At 59.1% G+C, this 15,662-nt stretch carries 15 protein-coding genes; 5 read left to right on the plus strand and 10 right to left on the minus strand.

The features are described from left to right. Positions 1–45: 45 nt before the first annotated feature. The 4 genes from glpD to J1G33_RS02335 form a co-directional block, all read right to left on the minus strand. Complete coding sequence (glpD, locus tag J1G33_RS02320) at positions 46–1,584, minus strand: glycerol-3-phosphate dehydrogenase (protein ID WP_078820410.1); 1,539 nt, start codon at positions 1,582–1,584, stop codon at positions 46–48. Positions 1,585–1,860: 276 nt separating this feature from the next. After that, on the minus strand, positions 1,861–2,616 hold the full coding sequence (locus J1G33_RS02325; protein WP_003188962.1) for a DeoR/GlpR family transcriptional regulator: 756 nt from the start codon (positions 2,614–2,616) through the stop codon (positions 1,861–1,863). 73 nt (positions 2,617–2,689) lie between these two features. Then, positions 2,690–4,195 (minus strand): glycerol kinase GlpK, encoded by a 1,506-nt coding sequence (gene glpK, locus J1G33_RS02330; protein WP_005785253.1) that lies wholly within the window; start codon positions 4,193–4,195, stop codon positions 2,690–2,692. A 76-nt stretch (positions 4,196–4,271) separates the two neighbouring features. Continuing rightward, positions 4,272–5,126, minus strand: coding sequence for an MIP/aquaporin family protein (locus J1G33_RS02335; RefSeq protein WP_032877537.1), 855 nt, complete (start codon positions 5,124–5,126; stop codon positions 4,272–4,274). Positions 5,127–5,453: 327 nt separating this feature from the next. On the opposite strand from J1G33_RS02335, the gene ybaK reads away from it, so the two are divergent. Beyond that, positions 5,454–5,924, plus strand: coding sequence for a Cys-tRNA(Pro) deacylase (gene ybaK / locus J1G33_RS02340; RefSeq protein ID WP_005785257.1), 471 nt, complete (start codon positions 5,454–5,456; stop codon positions 5,922–5,924). Positions 5,925–5,986: 62 nt separating this feature from the next. On the opposite strand, the gene J1G33_RS02345 is transcribed toward ybaK, so the two are convergent. Next, on the minus strand, positions 5,987–7,030 hold the full coding sequence (locus J1G33_RS02345; RefSeq protein ID WP_078820412.1) for an ABC transporter ATP-binding protein: 1,044 nt from the start codon (positions 7,028–7,030) through the stop codon (positions 5,987–5,989). Further along, positions 7,027–7,947, minus strand: coding sequence for an ornithine carbamoyltransferase (gene argF / locus J1G33_RS02350; RefSeq protein WP_057701405.1), 921 nt, complete (start codon positions 7,945–7,947; stop codon positions 7,027–7,029). Before argF ends, J1G33_RS02345 begins: the two co-directional genes overlap by 4 nt. A gap of 433 nt (positions 7,948–8,380) precedes the next feature. On the opposite strand from argF, the gene J1G33_RS02355 reads away from it, so the two are divergent. Together J1G33_RS02355 and grxD are read left to right on the plus strand one after the other, a co-directional pair. Beyond that, positions 8,381–10,489 carry a molybdopterin oxidoreductase family protein gene (locus tag J1G33_RS02355; protein WP_032877531.1) on the plus strand — a complete coding sequence of 703 codons (2,109 nt, stop codon included), beginning with the start codon at positions 8,381–8,383 and terminating at the stop codon, positions 10,487–10,489. A gap of 86 nt (positions 10,490–10,575) precedes the next feature. Next, positions 10,576–10,914, plus strand: a complete 339-nt coding sequence (gene grxD / locus J1G33_RS02360) for a Grx4 family monothiol glutaredoxin (protein WP_005785264.1) — start codon at positions 10,576–10,578, stop codon at positions 10,912–10,914. 61 nt (positions 10,915–10,975) lie between these two features. On the opposite strand, the gene bfr is transcribed toward grxD, so the two are convergent. Beyond that, positions 10,976–11,446: a bacterioferritin gene (bfr, locus tag J1G33_RS02365; protein ID WP_223017643.1), complete on the minus strand. Its 471-nt coding sequence runs from the start codon at positions 11,444–11,446 to the stop codon at positions 10,976–10,978. A gap of 200 nt (positions 11,447–11,646) precedes the next feature. Further along, positions 11,647–11,865 carry a bacterioferritin-associated ferredoxin gene (locus J1G33_RS02370; protein ID WP_005785268.1) on the minus strand — a complete coding sequence of 73 codons (219 nt, stop codon included), beginning with the start codon at positions 11,863–11,865 and terminating at the stop codon, positions 11,647–11,649. A gap of 244 nt (positions 11,866–12,109) precedes the next feature. On the opposite strand from J1G33_RS02370, the gene J1G33_RS02375 reads away from it, so the two are divergent. Continuing rightward, complete coding sequence (locus tag J1G33_RS02375) at positions 12,110–12,712, plus strand: peroxiredoxin (protein ID WP_003172097.1); 603 nt, start codon at positions 12,110–12,112, stop codon at positions 12,710–12,712. Positions 12,713–12,780: 68 nt separating this feature from the next. On the opposite strand, the gene rnt is transcribed toward J1G33_RS02375, so the two are convergent. Beyond that, complete coding sequence (gene rnt, locus J1G33_RS02380) at positions 12,781–13,452, minus strand: ribonuclease T (protein WP_005785271.1); 672 nt, start codon at positions 13,450–13,452, stop codon at positions 12,781–12,783. Continuing rightward, the gene (gene pyrC / locus J1G33_RS02385; protein WP_223017644.1) at positions 13,449–14,495 is read right to left on the minus strand and encodes a dihydroorotase; all 1,047 of its coding nucleotides are present in this window, start codon (positions 14,493–14,495) and stop codon (positions 13,449–13,451) included. Before pyrC ends, rnt begins: the two co-directional genes overlap by 4 nt. 156 nt (positions 14,496–14,651) lie before the next feature. Here pyrC and J1G33_RS02390 point away from each other — a divergent pair, with 156 nt between their 5' ends. Beyond that, positions 14,652–15,560, plus strand: coding sequence for an OmpA family protein (locus J1G33_RS02390; RefSeq protein ID WP_032877528.1), 909 nt, complete (start codon positions 14,652–14,654; stop codon positions 15,558–15,560). Positions 15,561–15,662: the final 102 nt, after the last annotated feature.

Here is a 15,662-nt window from a genome sequence, read left to right on the forward strand (position 1 = left end):
GCTCTCAGGTTTTTCGCGAGCAAGCTCGCTCCTACAATTGGGCGGTCAGGCCGCTTCGATCTTGCTGCGGCTCTGCTCGACCTTGGACAGGTAACGCTGCAGGTTTTCCTGCTCCTGAGGTGTGGTGAACAGGCCAAGCTTGGTACGGCGCCACAGCACGTCCTGCGGTTGGGTCACCCACTCTTCGGCGCACAGGTAGTCGACTTCGCGGGTATACAGGCCGCCACCCAGGTGGTCACCGAGGTCGGCCAGCGATTGCACGCCTTCCAATAGGCGCCAGGTGCGGCTGCCATAAGTGGTGGACCAGCGACGGGCGATCTCGCTCGGCACCCAGTCGAACTTGTTGCGGATGGCTTCGGCCAGCGCTTCAGGCGTGCTCATGTTTTCGCCGCCGGGCAGGCTGGCGGTGGCGGTCCAGCTTGGGCGCATCTGGGTAAAGTACGGCGCCAGTTGGGCCATGGCCGATTCGGCCAGCTTGCGATAGGTGGTCAGCTTGCCGCCGAATACCGACAGGATCGGCGCTTCGCCGGAGCCGCCGGACAGCGACAGGGTGTAGTCACGCGTAATGGCCGATGGGTTGTCCGACTCGTCATTGCACAGTGGGCGCACGCCGGAATACGTGTGGACGATATCCTCGCGGCTCAGCTGCTTCTTGAAGTGCGCGTTGACCACTTTGAGCATGTAGTCGGTTTCACCTTCGGTAATCGCTACTTTAGCCGGGTCGCCCGTGTATTCGCGGTCGGTGGTGCCGATGATGGTCAGGTGGTTCAGGTACGGAATGGTGAAGACGATGCGTTGGTCTTCGTTCTGCAGGATATGCGCGTGGGCGCCCTCGTACAGTCTTGGCACGATCAGGTGGCTGCCCTGGATCAAGCGGATGCCGTAAGGCGAATCCAGCTTCAGGTCGTCCCTGATGAATTTGGCTACCCACGGGCCGGCGGCATTCACCAGCGCGCGTGCGCGGATCGAGAACAGGCTGCCGTCGGCACGTTCCATGTTCATTTCCCACATGCCGTTGCTGCGCTTGGCGCTGACGCAACGGGTCTGCGTGTGGATGTGCGCGCCTTTTTCGCGGGCAGCCATGGCGTTGAGTACCACCAGGCGGGCGTCGTCGACCCAGCAGTCGGAGTATTCAAAGCCCTTGGTGATTTCGCTTTTGAGCGGGCTGTCGGCGCCGAACTTGAGGCTTTTGGAACCTGCCAGCTTTTCGCGCTTGCCCAAGTGGTCATAAAGGAACAGACCGGCACGAATCATCCACGCCGGGCGCAGGTGCGGGCGGTGTGGCAGTACGAAGCGCATTTGCTTGACGATGTGCGGAGCCTTGGCCAGCAGTACTTCACGCTCGGCGAGGGCTTCACGCACCAGGCGAAATTCGTAATGTTCCAGATAACGCAGGCCACCGTGGATCAGCTTGCTGCTGGCCGAAGACGTGTGGCTGGCCAAGTCATCCTTTTCGCAAAGGAATACCGACAAACCGCGCCCGGCTGCGTCTGCTGCAATGCCGACGCCGTTGATCCCGCCGCCAATTACGGCAACGTCATAGACTTCGGCAAGCGGTGGAGCAGGCAAGGTGGAAGGGTTCATCGGCTAGCCTCGCGATCTTTTCGTCTTGGAATTCGAACATTAATGTTCATTTGCGAAAATGGTAGCTTATAAATGCGGGCACAGCCAGCTGACTTCGATTGAAAAAACTCATCGAAGGGCAGGAAAAGGAAAATTTGTGAACATGAGTCGGGGGAAGACTCAAGAGGTTGAGTGCTGGATAGATCGCCATCGGGAGCAAGCCCCCTCCCACTTTGGTATGTGTTCACAGCTCAAAATGTGGGAGGGGGATTGCTCCCGATGGCGGCAGTGCAGGCGCTACACGACCTCGAGCCGCACCTTATGCTCATTCAACACTTGCACCAATGCGGGCACTGGCTGTTGATCAGTCACTAGGCAATCCACCAGGCTGATCGGCCCCAGGCGAATCATGGCATTGCGCCCGAATTTGCTGGAGTCCGCCGCCAGGATCACCTGCCGCGCATTGGCGATGATGGCCTGGGAAACCCGCACCTCCTGATAATCGAAGTCCAGCAGGCTGCCGTCCTCGTCGATCCCGCTGATACCGACCAGGGCAAAGTCGACCTTGAACTGATTGATGAAATCGACACTGGCCTGGCCCACCACGCCGCCGTCGCGGCGCACGTTGCCGCCGGTCAGCAACACATCGAAGTCGTCCTTGGCACTGAGCATGGTGGCGACGTTGAGGTTATTGGTGATGATTTTCAGGTGGCTGTGATTGAGCAGCGCACGAGCGATGGATTCGGTGGTGGTGCCGATGTTGATGAACAGCGAGGCATGATCGGGAATCTGAGCGGCGATCGCTTCGCCGATGCGTTGCTTCTCGTCACGCATCTGATCGGCCCGCATGGCGTACGCGGTGTTCTCGACACTGGAGTCATAGGCCGCGCCGCCGTGGTAGCGGCGCAGCAGATTGGCGTCCGCCAGTTGGTTGATATCGCGGCGGATGGTTTGCGGGGTGACAACGAATAGCTGCGCCATTTCCTCGATACTGACGTAGCCGCGTTCGCGGACCAGTTCGAGGATTTGTTGTTGGCGGGGAGGCAGATTCATGGGGCGTCCTTTGGGCTGCCATACAAAAGTGGCCCATGATGACGCAGGAATCCGCTCCCTGCCAGTTACAACCTTATTCAGCGCCTTCGTGCGGTTCCCAGTCACGGGTGCGGCTCACCGCTTTTTGCCAGCCGGCGTAGAGTTTCTCTTTGGCCGCTTCATCCAGCTGTGGTTCGAACTCGCGCTCGATCACCGCCTTGCCACGCAACTCCTCCAGGCTGCCCCAGAAGCCACACGCCAGGCCAGCCAGGTAGGCGGCGCCGAGGGCAGTAGTCTCGCGCATTTGTGGGCGTTCGACCTGAGTGCCGAGGATGTCGGCCTGAAATTGCATCAGGAAGTTGTTGGCGACCGCACCACCGTCCACGCGCAGGGCCTTGAGACGTTCGCCCGAGTCCTGCTGCATGGCGTCGAGTACGTCGCGGGTCTGGTAGGCAATCGACTCCAGCGCCGCACGAATGATGTGGTCCACGCGTACGCCTCGTGTCAGGCCGAACAGCGCGCCACGGGCATACGGGTCCCAGTACGGTGCGCCCAGGCCGGTAAAGGCGGGTACCAGATACACGCCGTTGCTGTCCTTGACCTTGCCGGCGAAGTATTCGGTGTCGTGGGCGTCGTTGATGATTTTCAGTTCGTCACGCAGCCATTGCACAGTGGAGCCACCATTGAATACCGCGCCTTCCAGAGCGTAAGCCACTTCACCGCGGGGGCCGCAGGCGATGGTGGTGAGCATGCCGTGCTTGGATTTCACCGCCTTGTCGCCGGTGTTCATCAGCAGGAAGCAACCGGTGCCATAGGTGTTCTTGGCCTGGCCGGCTTCGACGCACATCTGGCCGAACAGCGCGGCCTGTTGGTCACCGGCAATACCGCCAATGGCGATGCCACTTTTGGTGCGGCCGTAGATTTCGGAGGACGACTTCACTTCGGGGAGCATTTCCCGCGGGATGTCGAGAATCTCCAGCATCTTCGCATCCCACTCCAGTGTGTGGATGTTAAAGAGCATGGTGCGCGACGCGTTGGTGTAGTCGGTGACGTGGGTCTTGCCGCCGGTAAATTTCCAGATCAGCCAGCTGTCGACGGTGCCGAACAACAGCTCGCCATTGCGCGCACGTTCGCGGCTGCCTTCGACGTTGTCGAGGATCCACTTGAGCTTGGTGCCGGAGAAGTACGGGTCGGTAACCAGACCGGTAGTGTCGCTGATGTACTGCTCATGGCCGTCTCGCTTGAGTTGCTGGCAAATTTCGGTGCTGCGTCGGCACTGCCAGACGATGGCGTTGTAGATCGGGCGACCGGTGATTTTATCCCAGACCACGGTGGTTTCACGCTGGTTGGTGATACCGATGGCGGCAACCTGATCATGGTGCAAACCGGCCTGGGCCAGCGCCTCTACCATCACCGCGCTTTGGGTGGCGAAGATTTCCATCGGGTCATGCTCAACCCAGCCGGCCTGCGGGTAGTGTTGGACGAATTCACGTTGCGCGGTGCACACCACGTTGGCGTCGCGATCGAAGATGATCGCCCGCGAACTGGTGGTGCCCTGATCGAGGGCAATGATGTAGTTCTTATTCTGAAGGTCGGTCATGTCAATTGCCTTGAACGAAATAAGGAAGTCAGAAATCAGCCTGGGCCGTGAAGGGCAGGGGACCAGGCTGGCGCTTTCAGGAAATACGAGTCTTGCCGTCGACAGCCGTGTCAGGTGTTTCAGCTATAGCAGGTGCTGCGCTCGGCAGGTGGCGAGCGATCAGCCCGCGATAGGCGGCAGCACCGAGGCAAGCACCGACAATCGGGGCGAATATCGGTACCAGGAAGTAAGGAATATCGCGACCGCCAGTAAAGGCCATTTCACCCCAACCGGCGAAAAAGGTCATCAGCTTGGGCCCGAAGTCCCGTGCCGGGTTCATCGCAAAGCCGGTCAGCGGGCCCATGGCGCTACCAATCACGGCGATCAATAAACCGATCAGCAGCGGGGCCAGCGGGCCGCGAGGCAGGCCGTTGTTGTCGTCGGTGAGGGCCATGATCACGCCCATCAATATTGCGGTGATGACCATTTCCACCAGGAATGCCTGGGCCGTGCTCAGCAATGCATGGGGGTAGGTGGAGAACACCGACGCCAGTTCCAGGCTGGCCTGGGAGCCACGGACCATCTGGTGGGTTTGTTCGTAATCGAAAAAAAGATTGCTGTAGAGCGTGTACACCAGTGCGGCGGAGCAGAATGCGCCGGCGACCTGGGCGAGAATATAGAAGGGCAGTTTGCGTTTTTCGAAGTCGGCAAAAAGGCACAGGGCGATACTTACCGCCGGGTTGAGGTGAGCCCCGGATATACCGGCACTCAGGTAGATCGCCATGCTGACACCGATCCCCCAGATGATGCTGATTTCCCATAACCCAAAGCTCGCACCCGCGACCTTGAGCGCAGCGACGCAACCGGTACCGAAGAAGATCAGCAGCGCAGTGCCCAGGAACTCGGCCATGCATTGGCTCGAAAGTGAAGGCTGTTGAAGAGCAGTTGTCATGGAAAACCTCAGTTGTTGTTCTTGTCTGGCGCACTGCCTCAACGGGCGGTTGCGCGATTTTCACCGTGACGAGGATCCCCATCCTTAGCCGCGGCTTACTGCTGGAGCACTGATGGACTATTCCTACAGTATTCGGAAACGAAAAAATATAGACAAGAATGACCGCTGTCAAAGGTCGAAAGTGAACCATTGGTCACTTTCGAACTATTGGTCTGGTGAATGATCACGCCCTTTATACCGAGCTTGTGACCCAGCAGTGCTTGGACTAGAGCGTTTTGCCGGCGCTTGGCCTAGAATTGGGCACCTGTTTTCCCTGCCGGAGACGCCATGACGCCCGCACTGGATTTGTTGAAAAAAGTTCGCGCCGAACATCGCATTCACAGTTATGAACATGACCCCAAGGCGGCGTCGTATGGTCTGGAAGCTGCGGAGAAATTGGGCCTCGACCCGGCGCAGGTGTTCAAGACGTTATTGGCGAGCAGCGAGAAGGGCGAATTGTTGGTGGCGGTGGTGCCGGTCGTCGGAAGTCTGGACTTGAAGGCGCTTGCCCATGCGGCTGGCGTAAAAAAGGTCGAAATGGCAGACCCGGCGGCAGCGCAGCGGTCTACTGGCTATCTGTTGGGCGGTATCAGCCCGCTGGGGCAAAAGAAGCGCTTGCGCACGTTTATCGACGAAACTGCGCAACCCTTTGCAACGATTTTTGTCAGTGCCGGGAGGCGAGGGCTGGAGGTGGAATTGCCCGCCGCGGTGCTGGCTGAACATACCCAAGCCAAATTCGCGGCCATCGGTCGGGCCTGATGATCAGCCGTGTGGAGATCTAATGGGGGAGGGGGCTTGCCCACTCCCACATGTATAACCGCTTACGCCTGGAACAGCACCAGATGCTCGGCCGCCACTCGAATCCCCACGTCCGTCCCCACCTGTTGATCAACATGGCTGGGGAAAATCGATTCCAGCTGAGCGCCCGTTGGCAGTTGCAACCGGTACAAGGTCGAGGCGCCCTGGAACGTCTTGCCGACGATCCGGGCTTTCAATGCGCTGTCCGGCGCGTAGACGATGTCGTCCGGGCGTAGCAATACATCCACCGCGCCACCTGTGGGCCAGGTATAGGCGCGATTGCCGCGCAGGTCTCCCAGTTCGGTGCTCACTGACTCCGGTGAGTTCAAGCGACCTCGAATGAAGTAACCCTGCCCGATAAAGCTGGCGACATAGGGCGTCTGCGGTTCGTGGTAAAGGTTGTAGGGCGTGTCCCATTGCTCCAGACGACCTTCCTTGAACACGCCGACATGGTCGCTGACCGCGAAGGCTTCTTCCTGGTCGTGGGTCACCAGGATCGCACTGGTGCCGCGTGCCTTGAGGATGTCGCGCACTTCATGGCTGAGCTTGCGGCGCAATTCGCCATCGAGGTTGGAAAAGGGTTCATCCAATAGCAACAGTTGCGGCTCTGGCGCCAGGGCGCGGGCGAGCGCGACGCGTTGTTGCTGGCCACCGGAAAGCTCATGAGGGAAGCGCTTGCCCAGATTCTTGAGGTTGACCAGTTCCAGCAGCTCGGCGACCACACGATCCTTTTGCGGATGTTTGCGAATACCAAAGACGATGTTGTCTGCCACGCTCAAATGCGGGAACAGTGCGTAGTCCTGGAACACCATGCCAATACGCCGTTTCTCCGGTGCCAGGGTAAAACCTGCACTGGAGATGACTTCGCCCGCCAAGCTGATTTCGCCTTCGTGTACCGGTTCAAAGCCGGCAATGGCGCGCAAGGTGGTGGTCTTGCCGCAACCGGACGAGCCAAGCAGGCAACCGATGTCGCCAGCGTTGAGGTGCAGGTTGAGGTTCTGCACCACCCGTTGATCTTGATAGCCGCATGCCAGATTGCGCAGGTTCAGCAGTAATGGCTGGCTCATGCGTGGTGGTACGACGGTGGGACGAGAAACTCGAGCAAGGCTTTTTGCGCATGGAGGCGGTTTTCGGCCTGGTCCCAGGCGACAGAGCGTGGGTCATCGAGCAGGTCGAGGCTGATTTCCTCACCTCGGTGAGCAGGCAGGCAGTGCATGAACAGTACGTCCGGCGCTGCGGTATCGAGCAGGGCACGTGTCACCTGGAAAGGTGCGAACTGGGCCAGGCGCTTGGCCGTTTCGTCTTCCTGGCCCATAGAGGTCCAGACGTCGGTGCTGACCAGGTGTGCGCCGACCACCGCATCCTTCGGATCACGCAGCAACTGCACGCGGCCATCGGCCTTGGCCATGAACTCGGCGCTCGGCTCGTAGCCTTCAGGGCAAGCGATACGCAGGTGGAAGTCGAACTGGATCGCCGCTTCTATATAGCTGTTGCACATGTTGTTGCCGTCACCGATCCAGGCCACGGTCTTGCCCTGGATCGAACCGCGGTGTTCGAGGAAGGTTTGCATGTCGGCCAGCAACTGGCAGGGGTGCAGGTCGTCGGACAGCCCGTTGATCACCGGCACGCGCGAGTTGGCGGCAAATTCGGTCAGGGTGCTGTGGGCGAAGGTACGGATCATTACGGCATCGAGCATCCGCGACATGACAATGGCGCAATCGCTGATCGGCTCGCCACGGCCCAGTTGGGTATCACGCGGGGACAGGAAGATCGCCTGGCCACCCAGCTGGATCATGCCGGCTTCGAAAGACAGGCGTGTACGAGTCGAAGACTTCTCGAAGATCATCCCCAGTACACGGTTTTTCAAGGGCTCAAACAGTACGCCGCGGTTACGCAGGTCTTTAAGCTCAATGCCTCGACGGATCACGCTGACCAGCTCTTCGGGCGTGCAATCCATCAGGGAGAGAAAGTGCCTTGCGCTCATCATTAACTACCTTTTTGCAACAGACCGCAGATACTCAAAGCCTTGTTTATTGTGACAACGGGCGAGACCTGCGGCGAAAGCCGCACGGGGCGACGAAATAGGGGAAGGCGCGATATTGACATTAAATGTCGCGTCTTACCAATAGGGCTACGGTTTTTAAGAGTGTTCAAGCAGGGCGCTGACGCGCGTTTGAAGACGATTTCCTGACAGCAGCGGGCCATTTGTACACTGGCGCCGAGACCTTTTGCAATGCGCGGGGGCGGGCCCAGGCCAGGTTGTGTCGGTTTTAGTCGGTGCGCGGGAGGCTTCTGAAACATTTGCTCATGGTTAGCCATGCCTTTGCCTATGCCCGTCGATTCACAGCGCGAAGGTTGCTGGCGCCCTGGGCGGTCGCGGGCCATAGTTGGCCAAAGCCCTTATAAAGAGACTGGCCATGACCAAGACTCTCCATCACCGTGCCTGCCACCTGTGCGAAGCCATCTGCGGCCTGACCCTGGAAACGACTCAAGCCGAAGACGGTCGCCTGGCGATCACCTCGATCAAGGGCGACCCCCTGGACAGCTTCAGCCGCGGACACATCTGCCCCAAGGCGGTAGCGCTGCAGGATATCCAGAATGACCCGGACCGCCTCCACCAGCCCATGCTGCGGGTTGGTAACGAATGGCAGCCGATCTCATGGGAAAGTGCCTTTGCGCTTGTAGCCGAACGCCTTGCGGGTATCCAGGCCCGGCATGGCCAGAACGCGGTGGCGGTTTACCAAGGCAACCCCAGCGTGCACAACTATGGGCTGATGACGCACAGCAATTATTTTCTTGGCCTTTTGAAGACGCGCAACCGGTTCTCTGCAACCTCCGTCGACCAGTTGCCCCACCATCTGACCAGTCACCTGATGTACGGCCATGGCTTGCTGCTGCCGATCCCGGACATCGACCACACCGACTTCATGCTGATTCTGGGTGGCAACCCGCTGGCGTCCAATGGCAGCATCATGACCGTGCCCGATGTGGAGAAACGCCTCAAAGCCATCCAGGCACGGGGCGGTAAAGTGGTGGTGGTCGACCCTCGACGCAGCGAGACGGCGGCGATTGCCGATCAGCATTTGTTCGTACGCCCCGGCGGTGATGCGGCGTTGTTGTTCGGGGTGCTCAACACCCTGTTTGCTGAAGGGCTGACCCGCGCCAGCCATTTGCCGGTTGAAGGCCTGGACGACGTACGCCGGGAGATCGCCAACTTTAGCGCCGAGGCCATGAGCCGCCAATGTGCAGTGCCTGCCGAGCAGATCCGTCAATTGGCGCGAGATTTTGCGGCCGCCGATAAAGCGGTGTGCTACGGACGCATGGGCGTCTCGACCCAGGCGTTCGGCACGTTGTGTCATTGGCTGGTGCAGTTGATCAACCTGGTGACCGGCAACCTGGATCGGGTGGGAGGTGCGTTGTGCACCACACCAGCGGTGGACCTGGTGGCGTCGACTGGCGGTGGGCATTTCAATCGCTGGCAGAGCCGCGTGTCCGGGCGTCCCGAGTACGGCGGGGAACTGCCGGTGTCAGCCTTGGCCGAAGAAATGCTCACCGAAGGTGAAGGGCAAATCCGTGCCCTGGTGACGGTGGCCGGCAACCCGGTCCTGTCGACGCCCAATGGCCGTCAACTGGAGCAGGCGCTGGATGGGTTGGAGTTCATGGTCAGTGTCGATCTCTACATCAACGAAACCACGCGTTATGCCGACCTGATCCTGCCGTCCACATCGGCATTGGAAAATGACCACTACGACACCACCTTCAACATGTTCGCGGTGCGCAACGTCACGCGCTTCAACCGCGCGATCCTGCCCAAACCCGCAGGCGCGCTGCACGATTGGGAAATTTTCGTCGGCTTGGCCAAAGCCTTTGCGGCGCAGACCGGCGTGTCACTCAAACCCACAATGCCGCCCGCGCAAATGATCGATTTCGGGCTGCGCGCCGGCACTTATGGTGATGCGTCTGTACATAAGCTGTCGGTGGCGATGCTGGCCGATCACCCCCACGGCGTAGACCTGGGCCCGCTCCAGCCAAACCTGGGCGCGCGGCTGAAAACCGCCGATGGCAAGGTGCAGGCGGCACCGCCGGTGATCCTGGCGGACCTGTCGCGTTTTGCCGCGCAACCGGTGCCTGCGGTGGACGAACTGCTGCTGATTGGTCGCCGTCATGTGCGCAGCAATAATTCGTGGATGCATAACTATCACCGGCTGGTGAAGGGCAAGCCGCGCCATCAACTGTTGATGCACCCCGACGATCTGGCCAGTCGGCAGTTGAGCGATGGCCAGCGAGTGCGAGTGAGTTCGCGCATCGGCATGATCGAAGTGGAAGTCGTGGCCAGCACGGACATGATGCCGGGTGTGGTCAGCCTGCCTCACGGTTGGGGTCATGATCGTCCGGGCGTGCAGATGAGCATCGCAAGCGGCCAGCCGGGTGCGAGTGCGAATGACTTGACCGACGAGCGGCAACTGGATGAGTTATCGGGTAATGCGGCGCTCAATGGGGTGCCGGTGCAAGTGGCGGCTGCGTGAGGTGCCCGAGCACTGCGCTGGGATTTTGCGTTACAATGCGCCACCGTGCCGACCTGTGAGTCGCAAAGTTCCAGCCGAGGTGTTCCATGGATATCATCGAAACGATCAAAGACCAGATTGCCAACAACACCATTCTGCTCTACATGAAGGGCGCGCCTAACGCTCCTCAGTGCGGTTTTTCCGCAAAAGCCTCCCAGGCCATCATGGCGTGTGGCGAGAAGTTCGCCTACGTGGATATCCTGCAGAATCCGGAAATTCGCGCCAACCTGCCTAAATACGCTAACTGGCCGACTTTCCCGCAACTGTGGGTAGCCGGTGAGCTGGTTGGCGGCAGCGATATCATCACTGAAATGGCAGCCGATGGTTCGCTGCAAGCGCTGATCAAAGACGCAGCGGAAAAAGCGGCAGCCAAGACTGAAGCTTGATTGACCTGCATTAAAAAGCCCCGCTTCTCTGACGAGAGCGGGGCTTTTTTGTATGTAGGGGTTATTCACCCATCTGCGATTGCAGGTAGTTCTCCAGGCTGACCTTGTCTATCAGGCCCAACTGGGTTTCCAGCCAGTCGATATGCTCTTCCTGGTCTTCCAGGATGTCTTCCAGCAGCTCACGGCTGCCGAAATCGCCTTTGGTCTCACAGTGGGCAATCGCTGCCTTGATGTCGCTGTGGCTTTTGCGCTCATAGCCCAGGTCACTGCCGATCATTTCCTGAGTGTGCTCGCCGATGTTCAGCTTGCCCAGGTCCTGCACGTTCGGCAGACCTTCCAGGAACAGGATGCGCTTGATCAGCGCGTCGGCGTCCTTCATGGCCTTGATCGATTCTTTGTATTCACGCTTGCCGAGCTTTTCCAGGCCCCAATCGTCGTACATGCGCGCATGCAGGAAGTACTGATTGATCGCGACCAGTTCATTGGCAAGGATTTTGTTGAGTTGCTGGATGACTGAGATGTCGCCTTTCATGACTGGGGTCCTGCCCTGTAATAGCTGTGTATAAGGGGGAGTCTGAGCGGTGAAAATCCCAGTGTCAAACCTAAGTTATTGAATAATAAATGAAAATTAATCGGAATAAGAATGTTTGTGTTCCGCGTCTTGGCGCTAACTAATTGAATTACAGGCATAAAAAAACCGGACACAAGGTCCGGCTCTTTAAAACATGCCTATCAGGCGTGTGTAAATTCTGTCGAGTAGGGGATCGCGGCCTGGGCTGTTTGCAGCTGCGTCAGGGTTTCCCGTACCACTTGCTTGGCGAGGCAGGCGCATTTGCCGCACTGGCTGGCAACGCCCGTGGTTTCACGCACTTCTTTGTAGCTGCAGCAACCTTCGTAGATCGCTTCGCGGATTTGTCCGTCGGTGACGCCAGTGCAGAGGCAGACATACATAAGTGAGAACCGTCGCGGGTTTATGGCTTAAGTGCGATGGATCTTAATGTTAACGAGAATGATTGTCAAAATAGTTTCAGCAGCAATCCGAGAGGAATTGCCCGTGCGCTGACGAACGGTTTTTTCGGTGTATGATGGTCGGTCTTCACGAAGCGTAATTGCGTCATATTTCTGTCTGCTTCCACAGGCAGACTCGACCGGTCCTTTTACTTCAATCGTCACCCCCTATATCAGGAGATATCCAATGAGCGTACTCGTCGGTAAACAAGCCCCGGATTTTGACGTTCCAGCCGTCCTCGGCAATGGCGAAATCGTAGACAGCTTCAAACTGTCTGAAGCCATCAAAGGCAAATACGGCCTGGTATTCTTCTACCCGCTGGACTTCACTTTCGTCTGCCCTTCGGAGCTGATCGCCCTGGACCACCGCATGGACGATTTCAAGGCGCGCAACGTAGAAGTGGTTGCCGTGTCCATCGACTCCCATTTCACCCACAACGCCTGGCGCAACACCGCCATCAACGACGGCGGCATCGGCAAAGTCAAATACACCATGGCTGCCGACATGAAGCACGACATCGCCAAGGCCTACGACGTTGAGTCTGAAGGCGGCGTCGCTTTCCGTGGCGCGTTCCTGATCGACGACAAGGGCGTCGTGCGTTCGCAGATCATCAACGACCTGCCGCTGGGCCGTAACATGGAAGAGCTGATCCGCCTGGTTGACGCCCTGCAATTCCACGAAGAGCACGGTGAAGTCTGCCCTGCCAACTGGAAAAAAGGCGACAAAGGCATGAACGCTTCGCCAGAAGGCGTTGCCGCTTACCTGACCGAGAACGCCGGCAAGCTGTAAGCCTGCGTCAAGGTACAAAAAAACCGGCCTGAAAAGGCCGGTTTTTTTATGGGAGGGGCGGTGCAGGCTCAGTCGTTGAAGTCTTCCCAGCCACCCATCTGTTTCCAGCGGTTGACGATGCCACAGAACAGGTCGGCGGTCTTTTCGGTGTCGTAGCGCGCCGAGTGGGCTTCACGACCATCAAAGTCGATACCCGCTGCCTGGCAGGCTTTGGCCAGTACGGTCTGGCCATACGCCAGGCCTGCAAGGGTGGCAGTGTCGAAGCTTGAGAACGGGTGAAACGGGTTGCGCTTCATGTCCAGGCGCGCCACGGCGGCATTCAGGAAGCCCAGGTCGAAGCTGCTGTTATGGCCGACCAGGATCGCGCGTTTGCAGCCATTGGCCTTCAGCGCCTTGCGCACGCCACGGAAGATATCGGTCAGTGCTGCTTCTTCACTGACGGCCATGCGCAGCGGGTGGTCGAGCTTGATCCCGGTGAACTCCAGGGCCGCGGCTTCGATATTGGCGCCTTCGAACGGCTCGACACGGAAGAAGTGGGTGTGTTCCGGGAACACGAAACCCTGTTCGTCCATGCCGATGGTGGTTGCGGCAATTTCCAGCAGGGCGTCGGTGGCGCAGTTGAAGCCACCGGTTTCTACGTCGATGACAACCGGCAGATAACCGCGAAAACGCTCGGCCATCGGGTGGCGCGAGCCGCCGCCACTGTGCTCTTGTTCGTCATCGTAATGGTCTTCACTCACTTGCTTTCCTCCAGCAGGCGCCAGCGCAGTGTTTCACCGGCGCGCAGCGGGATAACGGTCAGCTCGCCAAACGGCAGGCTGGCGGGGGCGGTCCAATCTTCACGGACCAGGGTAATGCGGTCGGTATTCGTCGGCAGGCCGTAGAAACGCGGACCATTGAGGCTGGCAAAACCTTCGAGTTTGTCCAGGGCATTGCGCTGTTCGAATGCTTCGGCATACAGCTCGATGGCGGCAAACGCCGTGTAGCATCCGGCACAACCGCATGCGGCTTCCTTGGCGTGCTGGGCGTGGGGCGCCGAGTCGGTGCCCAGGAAGAACTTCGGGCTGCCGCTGGTGGCGGCATCCAGCAGTGCCACCTGGTGAGTGTTGCGCTTGAGGATCGGCAGGCAATAGAAGTGCGGCCGAATTCCGCCCACCAACATGTGGTTGCGGTTGTAGAGCAGGTGGTGAGCGGTGATGGTCGCGCCAACGTTAGCCGAAGCTTCGGTGACGAACTGCACGGCATCGGCGGTGGTGATGTGCTCGAACACTACCTTTAAAGTCGGGAACAACTCGACCACACGACGCATGTGTTCGTCGATAAAGATTTTCTCGCGATCGAACACGTCCACATCGCCACGGGTCACTTCCCCATGGATCAGCAACGGCATACCAACTTCGGCCATGGCTTCGATCGCCGGCAGGATCTTGTCGATACTGGTCACGCCGGAATCAGAGTTGGTGGTCGCGCCGGCCGGATAGAGCTTGGCAGCGTGGACGAAGCCGCTAGCCTTAGCCTGGCGAATCTCTTCAGGCTGGGTGCGGTCGGTCAGGTAGAGCACCATCAACGGTTCAAAGCGGCTGCCGGCCGGTCGTGCAGCGAGAATACGCTGCCGATAGGCGTCGGCTTCTGCGGCATTGCGCACCGGAGGTACCAGGTTAGGCATGATGATGGCACGGCCAAACGTGCGCGCCACATCGGCCACGGTTTGGGGTAACGCAGCACCATCGCGAAGATGAATATGCCAGTCGTCGGGACGCAGCAGGGTCAGGCGGTCGGACATTGGGGATTCCAGGCGGGTCAATCTGGTGGGAATGCTACCGGAAAAGACTCTTGCAGGCACTCGCTATCAAGTTTTGCCGGATGCGACCGATATCCCCGGGTATGCCTTAACGATGTATGACGCTTTGAAGTGTTGTAGAAACCAGTGGAGCCTCCCGTGCGCCAGCATTATCTAGCCCTGCTCAGTGTGTTCGCCAGCCTGCCCGCTATGGCCCTCACGTTCCAGACCCGTCTGGAGAATATTGAGTGGAAGGTAGAGGGCGACCAGTTCGAGTGCCGCCTGACGCAGCCGATCACCGACTTTGGTTCCGGGGAGTTCGTGCGCCGGGCCGGCGAGCAGGCGACGTTTCGCCTGAAAGCCTATAACGGTGCGTTTGGCGCAGGCTCGGCAACCTTGTTGGCCGCCGCTGCGCCCTGGCAGCCGGGCCGAGGCGATATCAACCTCGGGGCGGTACGTGTCGGCAGTGGCGACGTACTGTTCAATAGCTCCCAGGCCCAGGCCGGGCGCCTGTTCACTGGATTGCTTGAGGGGCGCAGCCCGACCGTACGGCATTACGCGCGCGAGGGCGGGTACTCGGAGGTGCGTCTGCTGCCGGTGAGGTTCAGCAAGGCTTATAGCGACTATCAGTCGTGCACTGCCAAGCTGTTGCCCATGAATTACGATCAGGTCAAGCAGACTGAAGTCGGATTCCCCGGTGGCGGCATTGAGCTGGACGCTGCCGCCAGGAAGAAGCTGTCTGTGATTCTTGCGTTCATGAAGGCCGACCCTACCGTCAATCATGTCGAGTTGAACGGCCACTCGGATAACAGTGGCAATCGCCTGACCAATCGCGACGTCTCGCGCCGCCGCGCCCTGGCGGTGATGGATTACTTCAAGGCCAATGGCATTCAGGAATCGCAGATCACCCTGCGTTTCCACGGCGAGAGCTACCCTCTGGCACCCAACACCAGTGCCGCCAACCGCGCCCGCAACCGCCGTGTGAATATCCAGCTTGAGCGGGTCGCTGCCCCCGAGAAACCGGCATCCCAAGCCACGGTACCGAGCAACCCGGCGGCTACCTCGTAGGTGAGACCATCGGTCGCCCACTCGACATAATCTGTCGCTTTATCTTCATTTGCTGTCGCGCCCCTGTAATTTCGCGGTTTTGATCGGTAGAATCGTTGCCTT

The organism is Pseudomonas sp. P867 (assembly GCF_019891455.1).
Classification (GTDB): Bacteria; Pseudomonadota; Gammaproteobacteria; order Pseudomonadales; family Pseudomonadaceae; genus Aquipseudomonas; species Aquipseudomonas synxantha_A.